This is a genomic window from Paenibacillus sp. FSL H7-0716, from assembly GCF_038002705.1.
GTDB classification, from domain to species: domain Bacteria; phylum Bacillota; class Bacilli; order Paenibacillales; family Paenibacillaceae; genus Paenibacillus_AQ; species Paenibacillus_AQ odorifer.
This window is the reverse complement of sequence record NZ_JBBODA010000027.1, coordinates 13,606-32,633: the sequence shown is the minus strand read 5'-3', so window position 1 is coordinate 32,633 and position 19,028 is coordinate 13,606. Positions and strand designations below refer to the sequence as shown.

The window sequence follows — 19,028 nt, the reverse complement described above, 5'->3', positions numbered from 1 at the left end:
CCTCCTTGTTCTACTGTTATTTATGTTGCTCTTCTTCGTCAATTCCTTTACGAAGTGCGTTCCAAGCCAGTGTTGCGCATTTGATCCGCGCAGGGAATTTATTCACACCCGAAAGGGCTTCAATGTCTTCGTAATCTCCAAAATCCACATCTTCACCCTTCATCAGTAAGGAGAAGTTATCAGCCAGTTCAAGCGCACGTTCAACCGTTTGTCCTTTGATCGCCTCAGTCATCATCGAAGCCGATGACATACTGATCGAACAGCCTTCACCATTATAACGGGCATCCTTTACGATTCCATCCTCTACCTTAAGCTGAAGAGTAATACGGTCACCACAGGTTGGGTTATTCAGTTCAATTTTTAGAGCATCATCTTCAAATGAACCGCGATTTCGAGGACTTTTATAATGATCCATAATTACGCGTCTGTATAAGTCATCCAAGTTCATAGCCGAAGTACTCCTTTGTCTTGATTAAAGCGTCCACCAGTCGATCTACATCCTGCTCGTTATTATACAGATAAAAGCTTGCACGTGCTGTAGAGCTGGCTTCCAGCCAGCGCATCAGCGGCTGACAGCAGTGATGCCCGGCGCGGATGGCAATGCCTTCCGCATCTAGCACTGTAGCGACATCATGCGGGTGAACGTCACCCAGATTAAAGGTGACAACGCCGACTTCACGATTTCGAGGACCATAAATGTTCAGACCCTCGATCTCTGACAGACGTTGCTCTGCATACGCTGCAAGAGCTTTCTCATGGCGGTGTATCTCATCCAAACCGATTTCTTGTAAGAAATCAATGGCTGCACCTAAACCAACAGCACCAGCTATGATCGGCGTACCGCCTTCAAACTTCCAAGGCAGTTCTTTCCATGTGGATTCATAAAGACCCACATCATCGATCATCTCACCTCCGAATTCGACAGGCTCCATGGCTTCGAGAAGTGCTCTCTTACCATACAAAGCGCCAATCCCAGTTGGTGCGAGCATTTTATGACCTGATAATGCATAGAAATCACAATCCAGATCCTGCACATCGACCTTCATATGTGGTGTGCTTTGTGCACCATCTACGACAATTACTGCACCATGACGATGAGCAATAGCCGCAAGCTCTTTAATAGGATGAGTTACTCCCATAACGTTGGATACATAAGCAATAGCAACGATTTTGGTTTTATCTGTAATCGTCTGCTCGGCAGCTTCCAACGTAACCGTTCCATCAGGTTGCAACGGTATATATTTTAATGTAGCACCTGTCTTCTTAGCGAGCTGCTGCCATGGAATCAGATTACTATGATGCTCCATTAAGGTGATGACGATTTCGTCGCCTTCACCCACAACAGAGGGTCCGTAAGAAGAGGCCACAAGATTTAAGGCTGTAGTTGTTCCGCGTGTAAAGATAATTTCTTTAGTGCTGCGGGCGTTAATAAACTTAGCTAGCTTCTCCCGGGCTCCCTCGTAGGCATCGGTTGCTCGGCTGCCTAAAGTATGGACGCCACGGTGTACGTTGGCGTTATCCCACTCATAATACGATTTGACCGCCTCAATTACTTTCCGAGGCTTCTGTGAAGTAGCAGCACTGTCCAGATAGACCAGTGGATGTCCGTTCACATTTTGGTTCAGTATGGGAAATTGCTCCCGGATGGCGTTGCTAATCATTGCACTAACTTCCTTTCCACAAGAGATTGGAGCTGATTGCGCAGTCCCTCCAGTGGAATTTGTGACACAACAGGAGCCAAGAAGCCATAGATGATCAGAGTCTCTGCATCATGCCGTGTAATTCCGCGGGACATTAGGTAAAAGACTTGCTCGTGATTGACCTGTCCTACGGAAGCGGCATGGCCGGCTGTAACATCATCTTCATCAATAAGCAGAATCGGATTGGCATCACCACGGGCTTTTGGACTCAGCATCAATACTTTTTCCGTTTGCTGGCCATCCGCTCTAGTAGCACCTTTCTCAATCTTGGTGATTCCGTTGATGATAGAAGTAGCAGAATCACGCATAACTGCACGAGTGATCATGTCACTTGGTGTGCTTTTGCCAAAATGCTGAGCTTGAGTGGTGTAATTCAGTTTCTGTGAACCCGTACCTACTGCAATTACTTTAGCATCAGAGCTAGAACCGTTGCCTTTAAGCACAGACTTGGTATCACTCGCAGTATCTCCGTAGTTCATCTCACCAACAATCCATTCGATGACTCCGTCATTCTCAACAACCGCCCGGCGATAAGTTACATCTGTAGTATCTACACCAAGCTGATGCACTGTAGCATAACGAACTTTAGCGCCAGCGCCCACGAATACCTCTACCGCACCATTGTGTAGTCCAGCTTCTTCTTTATCCGATACGTAGTTATCTACATAGGTTACGGAACTGTTAGTATCAGCTACGACCAGAATGTGTGGAACAAAAGTCGCTTCCGCATCATCCGTTAACAGCACTGCTTGAAGCGGAGTTTCAATAACAACATTCTTAGGAACATAGAGGAACACTCCGCCATTCCACAATGCAGCATGAAGCGCCGCGATAGAATGCTCGTCTGGCTGAATGGCTTTATGCAAGTAACGTTGAACCAAATCTCCGTGTTCTTTAACAGCTGTCTGTAGATCTGTAAAAATAACACCCTGTTCTGCAAGCTCAGGAGCGATACGTGTATATACTGCACCAGAGTTGCGTTGAATAATCAGGCTGCCTTCCTCCTGATCCTTGATCAAGGAAGAAATAGATGCAGGTGCATCACTTAGTGAAGCAAAAGGTTCACTTGCTTTATAGCTACCATAATTATTGACATTCCAACGATCAATCCGTGTCTTCTCTAATTTAGGCAGTGTCAGAGTAGCTGCCAATTCTAGTGCTTTCAAGCGGCTTTCTTTCAGCCAACCCGGTTCGCCGCTGCTGTGCGATAATTCGCTCAAGCGTTCGGCATCCACCGGAAGAATGGTCTGTGTCGTCATAGTGGTCTCCTCCTTCCTGGCGTTTCTTACGCTTCTTGCCCTACAGTTTCATCTTCAATTCCAAGTTCTTCTTTAATCCATTCATAACCCTCTGCTTCCAGACGCTGTGCAAGCTCTGGACCACCGGATTTCACGATTCTACCTTGCATCATAACGTGAACATAATCAGGTTTGATGTAGTTCAAAAGACGTTGATAGTGGGTAATAACTAAGAAGCCGCGTTCTTCGCTCCGCATGGAGTTTACGCCTTCAGCTACAATTTTCAAAGCATCAATATCAAGACCGGAGTCAATTTCGTCCAAGATCACGATTTTTGGATCCAGCATCATCATTTGTAGAATTTCATTACGTTTCTTCTCACCACCGGAGAAGCCTTCGTTCAAGTAACGGTGTAAAAACTCAGGGTTCATATCTAGTTCTTTCATCTTTGCTTCCATTTGGCGAATAAAACGAATCAACGAGATTTCGCTTCCCTCTTCACGACGGGAATTAATGGCAGAACGCAAGAAGTCGGAGTTAGTTACTCCAGAGATTTCGCTTGGATATTGCATTGCAAGGAAAAGACCTGCACGTGCGCGTTCATCAACAGCCATCTCCAGAAGATCTTCACCCTCAAGAGTTGCAGTTCCATCAGTTACTTCGTATTTAGGATGACCCATTAGCGCCGAAGCCAAAGTACTTTTACCTGTACCGTTTGGTCCCATGATGGCGTGAATTTCGCCACCTTTCATTTGAAGGTTAATCCCCTTCAAAATTTCTTTTCCCTCAATCGTCGCTTTAAGACCCTCAATGACAAATTCTGCTGCCATAATATTATTCCCTCCATTGATCGATTTGCGAAATCAAAAGTTGTATTGAAACAGGATAATCCTGATTCCCAGCACAATTAGATTTTATATCACATTATAATTATTATAAATTGAATCACAATGATTATCAATGATTCTCACTAATTTTATATCAAACCTTGTTTTTTTACAAATTTCTCTTTAGCTAATCACTTGTGACTCAGAGAAGATTTTTATTAAGTATAAGACTAACGCAAAAATAAGACTTCCCGCAGGAAGTCTTATTCAAACTGCTTAATGCTTAGCTAAGAAATGAACGTAGCATCCATTGGTGTTTCTCTAGATCACTACGGATTTTAATGAACATATCTGAGGTTGGCTGATCCTTAGTTTCTTCGGCAAGCTCGATACCTTCTGTCAGCTCTTCAGAAATGGTGGCGAAGTCTTCAATCAGAGACTGAACCATTCCCCGTGTATCTTCCTTACCTGTAGCTTCTTGAATTGTAGCTAATTCCAGATATTCTTTCAATGTTGCTGCCGGACTGCCTTTGATGGTTAGCAAGCGTTCTGCTACTTCATCCATTTGAAGGGTTACTTCATTATATAATTCCTCAAATTTCACATGAAGGGAGAAAAATTGTTCTCCTTTGACATACCAATGAAAGTTATGAATTTTTACGTACAGGACATTTAAGTTAGCAACCTGACGATTCATGATCTGTTCCAGTGAAGTTGTATTTACTTTATTCGATGCTTTAGCCATGAGATGATCCCTACCTTATCCATTATATTTACCGGTTACTATTTCCTTCGTCCGGTAGTAACTTGTCTATTCTTAATTTACCCTTTTACCTGTAATACGAAACAAGGAGAAGCCTTCCATAACACCTTTATTTGTACTAGCATGAGCAAACACACACCTGATTATGCTTAAATGTGAATACTTGCACACAAACAAAAAGGGCCTAAGCCCCGTTTGTTTGGAATGTTTAATTTTCCGGTCAGACCATAAGAAGTAACGCTTCCGCACCCGTCATACCTGGTACGATGCCAAGACTCTCTGCTTCTATCGTTACAGACTCCAACGGGGCAGCTAAAAGCTGGGCAAGTGTCCGTACACCCACCGCACGAGCCGCGATGATATGCCGATCACTAAGTGTTTCATTGAGGAGACCGACATCCAGTGCACCGCACATAATATAACCTCGGTTCGTGCTGATGGAGAGCAGTGTAGTTTTGGGAAGCTTAACCTCTACCCCGATCAGCGTATGTTCACCTACTGTAATAGGCTCCATAGTAACCAATAGCAGCACCTCCTTTTTTTCACTATCCACGTTGTATATGTATGCTAATTTTGCTGTGGGTGTGCTGACGGTAGTCCTATGCCTAGTATAAAATGCAGTATAATAGTCCCTATTCCAGTAGTCCTGGGTATATGAATATTGCATGTTTAATGTTATAGTTAATTACATTCCTGTAACCATTCAGAGATGTTCTAAACGAAAAGCTGGGGGATTTATGGACGAGAAACTACAACGCACAGACGGCAATTATTTATTTAACGTCGACATCCTGATTAATGCCCGTACCAACCCGCTTGCACTGCAATTTCTGCTCGAAATGTTGAACAATAATGACCATATCACAGATTTCAACATTAACTCCGGTCTTGAATTAGGGAGAACCATTGACAGCTTGCTACGCTCCGCTAAACTTGCTTTGAATCAAAACTCTGCTCCTCCCATTTCATTAAAGCTGCCTCCAAAATCCATGAAGAAGCAGCTGGATACACCGATAAAAAAACAGGCAGAAACGCCTGCACAGCAAACGGCCATTGAAACGCCAGCTGATGCATACGGGAAGATTCGTCAGTATATTCAGAATAATCAATTGGTACGTTTACGAGCGAACCGGTACGGGAAACAAGTGTCCATGCCCTGTCGTATTTTAAACTTTGATGAAGCAGCCAACTCTATAAGTGTCTACCATGTGGATGAGAAGCAGGTGTACAGCTTTAATCTAAATGAAATCGACGAGTTTCTGTAAGCGCATGCGTTACAAGCCAATAAGCACCCTCCCTCTATGGGAACGGGTGCTTATTGGTCTTTCTTTTCTTAACAACTAAGACGACGTTTTACGTGAAAACCCCTCTATCGCAAGGCATAACCAGCCAATTATAAAGCATACCCCACCGATAGGTGTAATCGCTCCTAGCACCTTAATTCCGGAGATACTCAGAACATACAAACTGCCAGAGAACAAAATGGTACCTGCAATTAACAATCGACCCGCCCAACGTAATCGGGCACTTTCGCCCCATTGGCCCACAGCCAGTGCGATGAGAATTACCCCCAGCGCATGTACCAAGTGATACTGCACGCCAGTCTCATATACCTTCATATAGTCTTCACTAATAACGGGTTTTAGTAGATGGGCACCGAAAGCACCAATTCCCACTGCCAGCATTGCTAGCACAGCCCCCCAGGCCATAAATTTCCGTTGCAAATGATTACACCCCCTTAATTTTAGACTCATTCTATCATAACGTAATGCCAGTTCCTATTTCCAGCAGTCATTTTTAAATTCGCCTCATTCAGGGGTTGCTTTTTTAGCATCAATATGAAAAAGTGGATATTAACAACAATTTCATTCTAATCTCTCAAGGAGTGCAAACCATGGACTTAAATTCTCTGTCAAAATCAGACGTACCTGCGGCAGAGGTGGGAAATCCCAACCCTCATCCGGATTACCCAAGCGCTGATTTATCATCTACGCATCAAAAAGTAGAACATGATCTTCAACATTCTGGACCTGGTATTGCTTCATTCATTATCTGTCTCGTGTCGATCATCGGCTATGCAGCCATCTTTATCTCTATTATAATGAAGTCTTCTTCATTGGTTAATGAGAATTCCGAACTATTAAGCCAGTCCTCGCAATTCATAATGCTTCTAGGATTAACGGTTATTATTCTGGCTGCTCTAAATGTAATCGGTGTAGTCATCGGCATCATTGGGCTTTCCATTCGGAAACGTCGCAAGGTGTTTGGCATTATTGGCACGATAGTCAATGGTGTTATTATCTTACTCTTTATGCTGCTTATTACAACCTTCCTAGTCAATGCTGGAACGCTTTAAGCTTCTTTTAAACATGCCAACTTCATTAAAAAGGGTATCCCAACAACTTTAAGCGGGTTGTGAGGATATCTTTATTTATGTATGAATCTAAAATCTGCATTAGGGAGTCCTCATCTTCATCCGCGGCTCACGGACACAGAAGGCGTTATTTACGTTTTTTTCGCCTTTGGAGCACAGTTTCGGACCCCAGTGTCGCTATTGCATCGAAAAAGGATCCTATTGAGCGGTTTTTATGGCAATAGCTGCGATAGGGTCCGATAGCGAATCAAATGTGGGGAAAAGCTGCGTTTAAGGGCTGCTGGGTCCGATAATACTGATTCCGATGATGCTAATTCCGATGATGCTGGATCCTATCCCTCATCCGCGTCTTACGGACACAGATGACGTTATTTACGTTTTTTTCGCCTTTGGAGCACAGTTTCGGACCCCAGTGTCGCTATTACATCGAAAAAGGATCCTATTGAGCGGTTTTTATGGCAATAGCTGCGATAGGGTCCAATAGCGAATCAAATGTGGGGAAAATCTGCGTTTAAGAGCTGCTGGGTCCGATGATGCTGAGTCCAATATAGGGGCTACTAGTTCCGTTAGTGTGCCACTAGTTCCGTTAGTGGGCTAACTAAATCCGTAGTGGGCTGCTAGTTCCGTTAGTGGGCCACTAGTTCCGTTAGTGGGCTGCTAAATCCGTAGTGGGCTACTAGTACTAGTTTCGTTAGTGGTCTGCTAGATCATAATGGTGCAGCTAGGTATGCGGACTGTGATCGACCAAACTAAGTTTATTGTTTGAGCAAGAACTATGTTTAAAAAATACGAGGGTGTCCCAGCAACCACTATATGATTGCTGAGACACCCTCTACTTGCAAATCAATACATTCAATTATTTTGCTAGAGCCAGCTTTGTCAGCACACGCTGCTTGACGGACGGATCGCCTTCTACTGCTTTTTCCACGTATTCAATAACTACGGAATCATCTGAATTCAAAGTATCAAGTATACTCTCCATTCCAGCTGAAATCTCAAAAGCGGTTGGACCTTCTTTTGTCGCAATCTCAACGGAATGACTATCTATTTGTCCGATATAAACGGCCGTCATTTTTATTGTTTTACCTTCTGCTTTTGGAGTAGAACTAGGTTTAGCTGTGCTCGGATTTTCGGTTGGTGTGGCTGTACTTGGGTTCTCAGTGGGTGCGGGAGTGCTTGGAGCTTCTGTAGGCTCAGCTGTGCTTGCGCTCTCGGTTGGTGTTGGAGAAGGTGTTGCAGTCGGTTCTCCTGAAGTCTGTGCCGAATTATTCCCACCGCAAGCGGTTAAGGCAAATGTTAAGGCAGCAATCGCTGCTATGGCAGGTATTGAACGTTGTTTTTTCATGTTGAGTGCCTCCTCTATGTGGCGATTATTTTCAAAGTCATCTTCATAAGTATACTCTTATAACGTTAACCACTCTATGAAAGTTTCATATGAAGTAATTTTAGATAACTTCCAGCCTCTAGTAGGCATCCGTCGGATGCAGGCTACAGCGGTATTAATACAATAGTGTGAGCCTGATTTATCCCAAAGGAGTGAGCCCCTTGAGAATCGATATCGGCTGTGGATCTAATAAGGAAGCAGGTTATCTCGGGATCGATCGGATCGCGGGTCCTGTTGTAGATATTGTCTGTGATATTTGCCAAGAGATTCCTCTCCCTGACAATAGCGCCGAATTTGTTATGGCTAGCCGTGTACTGCCTTATGTGGACAATTTATTCGCAGCCATGGCGGAAATTCACAGAATTAGCATCCATAAAGCGGTTGTTTGCATTCTAGCACCGTATGCCCACAGTTTTGCCCATATGTCCAACCCTGCCTTCAAGCAGAAGTTTGACGAATATACCCCCCGGCATTTTACAGGATCCTTCTTCCAACCCCCATCCGGTCCAGTATGCCCAACTATTCCAGACTACCCTGTACCCGTACCACCCTTCGATTATCGCTTGCTGCGGATGGAGTTATTCTATCAACACCCTTATGAAGATCCTCTTTACGAAACTGAAGAACTAGAAATACTAAAGACCCTCCAAGCAAATGTAGTGCATGAAATCATGTACCATTTTGTCGTAGTCAAGCACAATATCACTGATCAGGAGCTGGAGCTGATGAGCAGAAGTCATTATCCTGAACCTCATGTTCTTGTCGAACGAAGACTCAAATCACAAAACAGACATTTTTTTCTATAATTTTAAGATGGGACATACACTAATACCCATTTTGTGTCATAGGCTAACATACAGGTATTAACTGTGCCGTCCTTACTATGGGACGGTTCACTTTTGACCATAACCAACCTCGAAGGAGGTGAGAATCATTCCACTAGTCGTACGGGCAACGATCAATGCGACCGGTGCTATCACATTTACCGGCAACACGCTTGGACTTAGCCGCTCTGATACGATCGGAGTGCCAGGGACACTAGACAGCATCGGTGGCTTTACTACTGTTAATACTTCATCAACATTTGGTACCTATCCTAGCGGAACTACTAGTCTTTATACAAGCAACAGTTCAGCAGCCATACTAGTCCTACCCTCAGGCAGCACCGTACTGTATGCGGAGCTAATCTGGGGCGGTACCTATATTAACGGAAATGTAAACCTTAGTTCGGCCATTAACAACCCTGTCTCCTTCATAACCCCTGCCGGCACTACATTCAGTGTAACTCCCGATTCAGCAACGAGCAACGTAGTCGATTTGGGAGGTGGTGCATCAGCATATGTTCGTTCCGCCAACGTGACCAGCATTATCCAACAAGGTGGCGCCGGCACCTACACCACTGGCGGTGTAGTGGGTACGATTGTTATACCTAGTGATTCCACAGCCAACCATGCAGGCTGGACATTAGGCGTAATCTACCAAAATACAGCCTTACCTTTTCGCAATATGTCCCTACGGGCAGGTGCAATACTGGTACAGGCAACCTCAGCCCCAGTTTCAACTACGATCACAGGCTTCGCAACACCAATTACAGGTGCGCTTGGCGGCAGAGCGTTATTCAGCGCGCAGGAGGGGGATGCCAACCGTTCGGGGGATCAAGCGTTATTTGGTCCAACCTCTGCTACACTTGTTGCTTTATCGGGACCTAATAACTTTGCCAACAATTTTTTTGCGTCGCAAATTAACAATGATGCAGGTAACCTAAACACAACGGGTACCTTTGGAAACCGCAACCAAATAAATGGAAATCCAGGAACCAATATTATCGGTGGTCGTCAAGGCTGGGATATTACCAATGTTGACGTCTCCGCACGGCTGATAAACAATCAGTCTTCAGCTGTATTACAATTAACCACCTCAGGCGATGCTTATGTACTCAACGGTAATGCCATACAGGTTGATATCAATGCTCCAAAAATAAACCTCACTAAAAGCGCTAATGTAGCCGGCCCCATAGTCGGTGATACGGTAACTTATACGGTGACTGTCAGTAATACAGGAACAGCGGGAGCAGCAAGTGTCGTTTTATCAGATGCGCTGCCGGCAGGATCCACTTTTGTAACTGGAAGCGTAGTCGTTGCTGGCGTCTCTAAACCTACTTTTGATATTACGGCAGGAATCTCACTAGGCTCATTAGCATTAAGCAGTTCAATAACAGTTACATATCAAGCCAAAGTTACTTCACTACCACCAAGTCCGCAAAATATCGCTAATACCGCTAATGCTGCCTTTACATTTCAAAGTGTAGCCGGAGGCCCTATCATGACCGGGGTCATTCCATCTAATACAGTAACCTTACCTGTATATTCACCCGTCCTTAACATTGTGAAATCAGCCAATACCACCAATGCTACGGTTGGAGATCAGATCACCTATACTCTTCAAATCACGAATACAGGAAATATCGGCGCGGTAACAACACTTACGGATAACATTCCTTCAGGCAGCTCTTATGTCGCAGGCAGCTTCACCGTCAATGGAAATCCTGTCGCTGGCAACCCTGCCACGGGGATTGCTATCGGTACAGTTGCAGCCGGTGGCAGTTCTACTGTTCAATTTCGGGTCATCGTGAATAGTCTTCCCTCACCACCGCAGCTGGTTGACCAAGCAAGCGCCGCTTATACGTTTCAAGTTCCAGATGGACGAACGGTAGCTGGTTCAGCCTCGTCCAACACTTTGTCTATTCCCGTTACAACCCCCAATGTTACTGTAGTCAAAAGTGCTGGATTCGCCGACGTAACTGTCGGAGATATACTGCTCTACACCTCAGTAATCAGCAACAACGGAATTGCAGCAGTTACCAACGTTTCACTCTCAGATACCATCCCTGCGGGTACATCGCTGGTCCCTGGAAGTGTTACTGTCACCGGTGTATCACAACCCTCAGCTAATCCTGGAACAGGGATTTCAGTCGGTACCATCGCTCCCGGAAGCTCCGTCGCAGTCACTTTTCAAGTCAACGTTATCTCATTACCAAGTCCCGCTCAGCTATTGAATAAATCTAGTGCCTCTTTTAGCTCGGGTGCTTTTACTGGCATTTCAGTCTCAAACACGACTACAACTCCCGTGTATCAGCCTGTAATCCAAATTGCAAAAAGCTCGAATGTTTCCAGTGCAACTGTAGGCGGCAATATTCTTTATACGTTAAATGTTCAGAATTCTGGAAATATCGGGGCGGCTGTAACCCTGAGCGACAATATTCCTTCAGGAAGCACCTTCGTCTCGGGAAGTGTAACTGTTAACGGTGTTGCTAGGCCTGCTGACTCTCCACTTACAGGAATTAACTTAGGTACTTTAGCTTCAGGGGCAGCTGTTGCTGTGACTTTCCTTGTCTCTGTGCAATCTCTGCCTGCTCCACCTGTTCTGAATAATCAAGGCAGCAGCAGTTACACCTACCAATTGCCAAGTGGAAGATCATTCTCCGGGACCAGTCTATCCAATACCCTAACCATTCCGGTCTCCGCTCCAAACATTACACTAACCAAAACTGCAAATCTAACTAATGTAGCGGTTGGAGAAAATCTGACTTATTCAGTCGTAGTGTCCAACCCAAGCAGCGTCACTGTTACTAACGTTGTTGTCTCTGACCCTATTCCTACGGGGGGAGCATTTGTAGCAGGCAGTGTGACTGTCAACGGTTCGACGGTAGCAGCGGCTAACCCAAGTACAGGTATAGCCATCGGAAGTATCGCCGCGGGCAGCTCTGTCACGGTGTCTTTTAGAGTGAATGTCGCTTCCTTGCCAAGTCCAGCACAGTTTACAAACAGAGCCAGCGCCTCCTTCACCTCTGGAGCGTTCACCGGTTCTTCGCTCTCAAACACAATAGTAACACCTGTATTTCAACCCATCCTTAGTATGGTCAAAAGCGCTAATGCAGCTCAGGCATCTGTAGGGGGATCTCTCTCATATTCCATCCTGATCAGCAACACCGGGAATATTGCAGCTACTCTATTAGTAACTGATATCCTGCCACCCCAAGCTGTGTTTGACACGAATAGTGTAATTATTGGCGGAACACCTTTGCCCGGATATAATCCGGCAACTGGCATTCCAGTTGGACCGCTCGCTCCTGGTGACAGTGTCACCGTAAGTTTTTTGGTCACGATAACAGCCCTACCTCCATCACAAGTATTGCTGAACTCTGCTTCAGCGACATATAACTTTACCCTTCCAGACGGGCGTCAGCTCGGAGGAAATGTAGTGTCCAATACGCTCTCTGTCCCAGTGTCCGCCCCTAACGTCAGTGTTGTAAAAAGCGTAAACGCTGCTACTGCTGTTACTGGTGATATCCTTACCTTTACCTCTGTATTGACCAACAACAGTATTGCAACAGTAAGCAATATCATTCTCAGCGATCCTCTGCCTGAGAATGTAGCTTTTATTCCCGGAACCGTAATTGTAAGTGGCACTACCCTGCCGCTAGCAGTTCCGTCCGCCGGCATTCCAATCGGTAGTTTGAGCCCTGGCGCCACAGCTACCGTAACATTCGAGGTGAGGATAACGATGCCGATACCATCACAGATTAACAATCAGTCGTCTGTCAGTTTTACATCCGGTGTATTCTCCGGTTCTTCTTCATCTAATATCACAACTACACCAGTTATTCAGCCCCAAATCTCCTTAGTAAAAAGTGCCGCTGATGGAGACGGCGATTTCGATGCTCTGGTCGTCGGTGATTCTGTCATCTACACAGTGCTTGTTAGCAACACAGGTAATCTGGCAGCAAATCTTACGCTAACTGATAACATTCCAGCAGGTACAGTTTTTGTTCCTAATAGTGTCATTGTAGGTGGTATGCCTCAACCCGGATCAGCCCCAGATACAGGGATAGCTGTAGGAAATGTCGCTCCTGGTGCCAGTATTGCAGTCAGCTTCACCGTTGATATCATCTCCCTACCCACACCGCAGCAGATTAGTAATCAGGCTTCAGCAAGCTTTACCTTTACTCCACCTGACGGTAGACCGTTATCTGGGACTGCTGTGTCTAACACTGTAACATTACAAGTCTCTGCACCTAACATTGTCGTTACCAAGAGCACCACATCAACCTCAGTTGCTGTTGGTGAAACGGTCACTTACAACGTCAATTTAACTAATAATGGTATAGAATCTGTTACTAGCGTCTTGCTCAATGATCCTACACCGGTAGGAAGTACTTTTGTAACAGGCAGCGTGTCTGTCAACGGAGTTCCATTCCCGAACTTGAGTCCTGCTTCGGGGATATCTATCGGCACTCTAGCAGCCGGTGCATCAGCGCTGGTTACTTACAGTGTTACCGTCACCTCTGTCCCTCCTACAGCTTCACTCATCAATCAGGCATCCGTTACCTTCACTTCTGGCGTTATTTCAAGCTCCACTTTTTCCAATACCGTTACTGTCCCTGTGTTCCAGCCGAACATTGCCGTAGTCAAGAGTGCTAGCACAGCCAATGCTACGGTTGGCGATGCCGTTAGCTACAAACTAACAGTGAGTAACACTGGAAACTATGCTGCTAATTTAACGCTGACTGATAATATTCCCGCAGGTACCACCTTCGTTCCGAATAGCGTGCTCATCAATGGACTCCCTTTAGCGCAAGCGGATCCTTCCACCGGAATTGCAGCTGGAATAATACAGCCTGGAGGAACGACCGTAGTTATTTTCACGGTTGACATCACTTCATTGCCTAGTCCTCAGCAACTGGTCAATCAAGGAACCGCAGCATACAGCTTCACCTTACCCGACGGGCGTACACTTAATGGGTCTGCACTTTCTAACACCGTCACTATTCCGGTCTCCTCACCTAATATTGCTGTAGTTAAAACTACAACCACAACATCAACTACAGTCGGTGACACTATCACTTATTCCATAGCTTTAACTAATAACGGTATTGCCACTGTAAATAATGTGGTCTTCACAGACGCACTTCCTGCCGGTACCACCTTTGTGACAGGCAGCGTGCTAGTGGACGGTGTGCCTCGTACAGGAGTCAGCCCAGCTACTGGAGTAACCCTAGGCAGCATAGCTCCTGGTGTAACCGTAACTGTTGCTTTTACCGTAAATGTAGTTTCACTGCCGCCTACCGGATTGTTAAATAATCAGTCAACAGTCAGCTTCACCTCAGGTGTTGTCTCAAATGTAGCCTTCTCAAATATCGTCACGACGCCTGTCTATCTACCTATCCTTGCAGCAGCAAAAAGCTCTAATTCAGTCAATGCTACCGTTGGGGATACGATTACTTACACTATAAATGTGACCAACACAGGTAACTATGGAGCTTTAGCAACCCTGAGTGATACCATTCCTGCGGGCACAACCTTTATTCCAAACAGTGTACTCATTCAAGGCGCTCCTGCACCAGGAGCAGATCCGGCTGCTGGCATCCCACTGGGGGTAATCTCCGCGAATGGAAGCCTGTCTGTAATGTTCTCAGTGCTTATCACAACATTGCCGGCAAGCCAACAGCTGCTCAATCAAGCTTCCGTAGCGTTTGCATACACACTTCCAGACGGGCGGACATTTAACAATTCGATCAATTCCAATACAACAACAATTTCAGTATCCTCACCGAACGTTATCGTCACTAAATCTTCGACAGCTACCGATGCCGTTGTTGGCGATACCATCACTTATAACCTCACTGTTACCAACAGCGGAATAGCAAATATCAGTAACGTTAACCTCAGTGATCCAATACCTGCGGGCTCTAGCTTTGTCACTGGCAGTGTGACCGTTGATGGCACTCCACGCCCTAGCGCCAACCCAGCGAACGGGATCTCGCTCGGTACTCTTGCACCGGGAGCATCTTTCCAAGTTTCGTTCAACACGATTGTCAATGTGCTGCCTAATCCTGCAACGCTTAGTAATCAAGCTTCCGTCAGTTTCACCTCTGGTGCATTCTCAGGATCTTCATTCTCAAATACACTTGTTGTTCCGGTATATCAACCTATCATTGTAGTTGTCAAAGGGGCGGACAGAACCGCCGCAACTGTCGGAGATACGATTACTTATTCCTTAAATGTAACGAATACTGGTAACCTCATAGCAAATGTAGTTATCACCGATACCATCCCTAACGGAGCTGTCTTTGTTCCAAACAGCGTGCTCGTGAACGGGGTACCACAACCAGGATCAGATCCGTCTACTGGTTTAAGCATTGGGGCGTTAGCTCCAGGAAGCACAGTAACAGTGACGATTACCTTACAGGTTACTATTGCGTCCCTGCCTTCACCGCAGCAATTGGTCAATCAAGCTACAGCAAATTTCACATTCACACCGCCAGATGGACGTTCACTCACGGGCTCCTCTGTCTCAAACGTCCTTATTATCCCTGTATCTTCACCGGACGTAAGTGTGGTTAAGAGCACTACTTCTATTGATGCGGTTGTTGGCGATATCATCACCTATACGATTGTTGTCACCAACTTAGGGATTTCACCAGTCAATAACGTCATCATGGTTGACCCTATCCCAGCTGGCAGCCAGTTCGTAACGGGAAGCATTACCGTAGATGGAGCTCCACGTCCTAGTGGCAGCCCGGCTTCGGGAATCGCAATTGGTACAATTGCTGCAGGTGCCTCTTCAACCATTACCTTCCAGGTTCAGGTAGTAGCATTATGATTCCCGGCTCACGTACCCAACCTGTCGTAACCAATCAATCCATGGTACTCTTCAACTCGGCAGCGGGTGTTGACGGAATTGTCTACTCCAACACCGTTAACACCCCGGTCGTGGGCCCCGTGCTTTCATTGCTGAAGAGTACAGATAAACTCCACGCCTCTTTAGGCGACACTTTGGTGTATACCATTACAGCCAGTAATAATGGAAATACAGATGCTTTATTGACGGTGTTTGACATTCTTCCAGAAGGTGTATCCTTTATTTCCAACAGTGTGCTCAGAGACGGTGTGCCTCTTCCGGGGGCAACACCGTCTTTAGGCATCCCCCTTGGTTCTATTGCACCGCAGAATCAAGTGAGCATCGCCTTTCAAGTCGTCATCATTTCCCTGCCGTCTTCCCTAGTGCTGCAAAATAAAGCGCTAGGCCGGTTTTCTTTTTCCACACCGGAGGGAAGAATCGTTAAAGGAGATCTATTTTCAAATTCCGTACAGGTTTCTTTACGCTCCTACCAGCTCTCGACCTCTTTGTCTGCAAGTACTCCGACTTCTTTTATAGGGGATGTAGTAACTTATACCTTGCGGCTTACGAATGAAGGCAACAGCCTTTTAACTCAAATCAACGCAATAATTTCTATTCCGGACGGGGCGGTGTTTATACCGGGGAGTGTCATCGCAGGCGGGATTTATAACCCTGATTCAGATCCGCTGCAGGGTATATTACTCGGCTCGCTGGAGACAAACTTGAGTGTAGATATTACTTTTCGTGTCCGAGTAACAGAGATTCCTCCTTCCTCAAGCTTAACCAATAGCGCGGTTGTCACCTATTCAGTCGATGAGGATCCTATTACAATTGAAAGTAACAATGCGGTTATCTCACTTGTCCAAGCGGGAGTCACCATTAGTAAAAAAGTGGATCATGTTACAGCAGCACCGGGCGACAATTTGAGATACGAGCTTACAGTAACGAACAACGGGAATCTGGCCGTAAATGCAGTCCTAACAGATGCTATACCTTCAGGTACTCTTTTCGTATGGGATAGTGTTCTCTTAAATGGAGTGTTGCAAAAAGGTGCACGACCAGCAGAAGGCATCCAGCTAGGTACTTTAAGAGGCGGAACTACAGCCGTAGTAGTTTTTCAAGTGAGTATACCTGCAGCCATTAACATTCATGAAATCGCAGCCGTACAAAACCATGCTAGCGTTCAGTATACTTTTGTGCTTCCAGACGGACGGACCGTACGACAAACCTCTCGTTCCAATACAGTTACCACCCTAGTAGTCACACCTGTCATTTCACTGGTAGTCCATGCAAAACCAACTATTGTAGAAGCAGGTGAGCGAGTCCAATGCTGGATCTCACTAACCAATAACGGAAATTGGCCTGCGGAAATATCTCTGAATCGTCTAACCCCGGAAAAATGTTTTCTTGATCCCAACAGCATTGTAATTGATGGAGTTCCGAATCCACAATCTTCATTTACCGGCACCTTGCCGCTGGGAATAGTTAATGCTGCATCTATGGTTAACATTCATTATTTTATCCAGGTGAGTGAACAGGTAATGGGTCGTTTCCTTAGGGGCTCCGTAAATGCTCAATACTCTTTCAATATGGATGGACGTAACTACTCTGGCGAAAGCCAATCTAACAGTTTTGTGTTGACCGTAGATGAGATCAGTGAATAAGAAATCACATATCCCTCATCCCCATGAATATACTTTAGTTACAACCCCAAAACATCCCCACAAAGTGAGGCTTTGCTTTCTATGCGTACTCAGGTGCTTTGCGGGGGATCCAAATATATACTTTTCAAAAAATTCCCTCAATCAACATTCATATTCCATGGGAGGTGGTCATCCTGTCGCAATCATCCGGTCCCTTTTCCTTCGTAGTCTCAAAAGAAGACTGGTCCCTTCATCGTAAAGGTCATCAGGATCAGGAACGCCATCAGCAAAAGGTCAGAGAAGCCATCAAGGATAATTTACCTGACCTCGTTACCGAAGAAAATATTATTTTGTCAGGCGGTAAGCAGATTGTGAAGGTTCCGATTCGCAGTCTGGATGAATACCGGATTATTTATAACTTTCGTAAACAGAAGCATGTAGGTCAGGGGGACGGGGAAAGTCAGGTCGGCGATGTGCTTGGGCGCGATTCACAATCGGCACAGCCCGGTAAAGGAGAAAAAGCAGGCGATCAGCCCGGTCAAGACACCGTGGAAGCAGAGGTCAACCTGGAAGACCTGGAGGACATTCTCTTTCAGGATATGGAATTGCCTCATCTGAAGCCTAAGAATAAGGAAGAGATCGAGGTCAAATCCATTATTTTTAACGATATTCGTAAAAAAGGGATGATGTCCAACATCGATAAAAAACGTACGCTGCTGGAAAATCTTCGACGCAATGCAAGCAGCGGAAATCCCGGCATACACAGTATCAGCCCAGATGATCTGCGCTACAAAACATGGGATGATATAAGAACACCTCATTCCAATGCGGTCATTATTGCGATGATGGATACTTCAGGTTCGATGGGTTCATTTGAAAAATACTGCGCCCGCAGCTTCTTCTTCTGGATGACCCGTTTTCTGCGCCGTCAGTATGAGAAGGTAGAGATTGTCTTTCTCGCCCACCATACGGAGGCTAAGGAAGTCAGTGAGCATGATTTCTTCACCCGTGGCGAAAGCGGGGGAACGATTTGTTCCTCGGCATATCAGCGAGCGATTGAAATTATCGATAGCCGCTACCCGCCTGCGCAGTACAACATTTATCCATTTCACTTCTCTGATGGTGATAATCTCACCTCCGACAACGAACGTTGCGTGAAGCTGATCGGAGAACTGCTGAAACGAAGCAATATGTTCGGCTACGGTGAGGTGAACCAATACAATCGAAGCAGTACCTTGATGTCAGCTTATCGCCATCTGAAACATGAACAATTCATGCATTACGTCATTAAAGACAAAAAAGAAGTGTATCAGGCGCTAAAGACTTTCTTTAGTCCAAAGGGTACGGTTAATTCTTAATCCCCCACTCCAAAACGCGGGTGTCCCCAAAGCCAAAAATGGCTGATGGAACATCCGCGTT

The 19,028-nt window shown here is 45.6% G+C and carries 14 protein-coding genes; 6 read left to right on the top strand and 8 right to left on the bottom strand.

The window, feature by feature from the left end; genetic code table 11:
* Nucleotides 1-16: 16 nt before the first annotated feature.
* The 6 genes from sufU to MHH60_RS25325 form a co-directional block, all read right to left on the bottom strand.
* Entirely contained in the window at nt 17-448 is a 432-nt protein-coding gene (sufU, locus tag MHH60_RS25350; RefSeq protein ID WP_036684339.1) for a Fe-S cluster assembly sulfur transfer protein SufU, read from the bottom strand.
* The gene (locus MHH60_RS25345; protein WP_076135842.1) at nt 435-1,661 is read right to left on the bottom strand and encodes a cysteine desulfurase; all 1,227 of its coding nucleotides are present in this window, start codon (nt 1,659-1,661) and stop codon (nt 435-437) included. The genes sufU and MHH60_RS25345 overlap by 14 nt, the downstream gene beginning before the upstream one ends.
* Nucleotides 1,658-2,959: a Fe-S cluster assembly protein SufD gene (gene sufD / locus MHH60_RS25340; protein ID WP_036684344.1), complete on the bottom strand. Its 1,302-nt coding sequence runs from the start codon at nt 2,957-2,959 to the stop codon at nt 1,658-1,660. The genes MHH60_RS25345 and sufD overlap by 4 nt, the downstream gene beginning before the upstream one ends.
* A gap of 26 nt (nt 2,960-2,985) precedes the next feature.
* On the bottom strand, nt 2,986-3,768 hold the full coding sequence (gene sufC / locus MHH60_RS25335; RefSeq protein ID WP_076135844.1) for a Fe-S cluster assembly ATPase SufC: 783 nt from the start codon (nt 3,766-3,768) through the stop codon (nt 2,986-2,988).
* A 280-nt stretch (nt 3,769-4,048) separates the two neighbouring features.
* The gene (locus MHH60_RS25330) at nt 4,049-4,510 is read right to left on the bottom strand and encodes a Dps family protein (RefSeq protein ID WP_076135846.1); all 462 of its coding nucleotides are present in this window, start codon (nt 4,508-4,510) and stop codon (nt 4,049-4,051) included.
* A 238-nt stretch (nt 4,511-4,748) separates the two neighbouring features.
* On the bottom strand, nt 4,749-5,051 hold the full coding sequence (locus tag MHH60_RS25325) for a YunC family protein (RefSeq protein WP_036684352.1): 303 nt from the start codon (nt 5,049-5,051) through the stop codon (nt 4,749-4,751).
* Between the two features lie 214 nt (nt 5,052-5,265).
* On the opposite strand from MHH60_RS25325, the gene MHH60_RS25320 reads away from it, so the two are divergent.
* Nucleotides 5,266-5,793: a hypothetical protein gene (locus MHH60_RS25320; protein WP_076135847.1), complete on the top strand. Its 528-nt coding sequence runs from the start codon at nt 5,266-5,268 to the stop codon at nt 5,791-5,793.
* A 75-nt stretch (nt 5,794-5,868) separates the two neighbouring features.
* Here the strand turns inward: MHH60_RS25320 and MHH60_RS25315 are convergent, their stop codons facing one another.
* Nucleotides 5,869-6,252 (bottom strand): DUF423 domain-containing protein, encoded by a 384-nt coding sequence (locus MHH60_RS25315; protein WP_036684358.1) that lies wholly within the window; start codon nt 6,250-6,252, stop codon nt 5,869-5,871.
* A gap of 170 nt (nt 6,253-6,422) precedes the next feature.
* Between MHH60_RS25315 and MHH60_RS25310 the strand changes: the two genes are divergently transcribed.
* Entirely contained in the window at nt 6,423-6,884 is a 462-nt protein-coding gene (locus MHH60_RS25310) for a hypothetical protein (protein ID WP_076124771.1), read from the top strand.
* Nucleotides 6,885-7,758: 874 nt separating this feature from the next.
* On the opposite strand, the gene MHH60_RS25305 is transcribed toward MHH60_RS25310, so the two are convergent.
* Complete coding sequence (locus MHH60_RS25305; RefSeq protein ID WP_076135849.1) at nt 7,759-8,247, bottom strand: hypothetical protein; 489 nt, start codon at nt 8,245-8,247, stop codon at nt 7,759-7,761.
* 200 nt (nt 8,248-8,447) lie between these two features.
* Between MHH60_RS25305 and MHH60_RS25300 the strand changes: the two genes are divergently transcribed.
* From MHH60_RS25300 to yhbH, 4 genes are all read left to right on the top strand, one after another.
* Entirely contained in the window at nt 8,448-9,092 is a 645-nt protein-coding gene (locus MHH60_RS25300) for a methyltransferase domain-containing protein (protein WP_076135851.1), read from the top strand.
* Nucleotides 9,093-9,210: 118 nt separating this feature from the next.
* Nucleotides 9,211-15,948, top strand: a complete 6,738-nt coding sequence (locus tag MHH60_RS25295) for a DUF7507 domain-containing protein (RefSeq protein WP_143766716.1) — start codon at nt 9,211-9,213, stop codon at nt 15,946-15,948.
* On the top strand, nt 15,945-17,630 hold the full coding sequence (locus MHH60_RS25290) for a DUF11 domain-containing protein (RefSeq protein WP_076135852.1): 1,686 nt from the start codon (nt 15,945-15,947) through the stop codon (nt 17,628-17,630). The genes MHH60_RS25295 and MHH60_RS25290 overlap by 4 nt, the downstream gene beginning before the upstream one ends.
* Before the next feature lie 173 nt (nt 17,631-17,803).
* Nucleotides 17,804-18,967 carry a sporulation protein YhbH gene (gene yhbH, locus MHH60_RS25285; RefSeq protein WP_036684553.1) on the top strand — a complete coding sequence of 388 codons (1,164 nt, stop codon included), beginning with the start codon at nt 17,804-17,806 and terminating at the stop codon, nt 18,965-18,967.
* Nucleotides 18,968-19,028 lie beyond the last annotated feature (61 nt).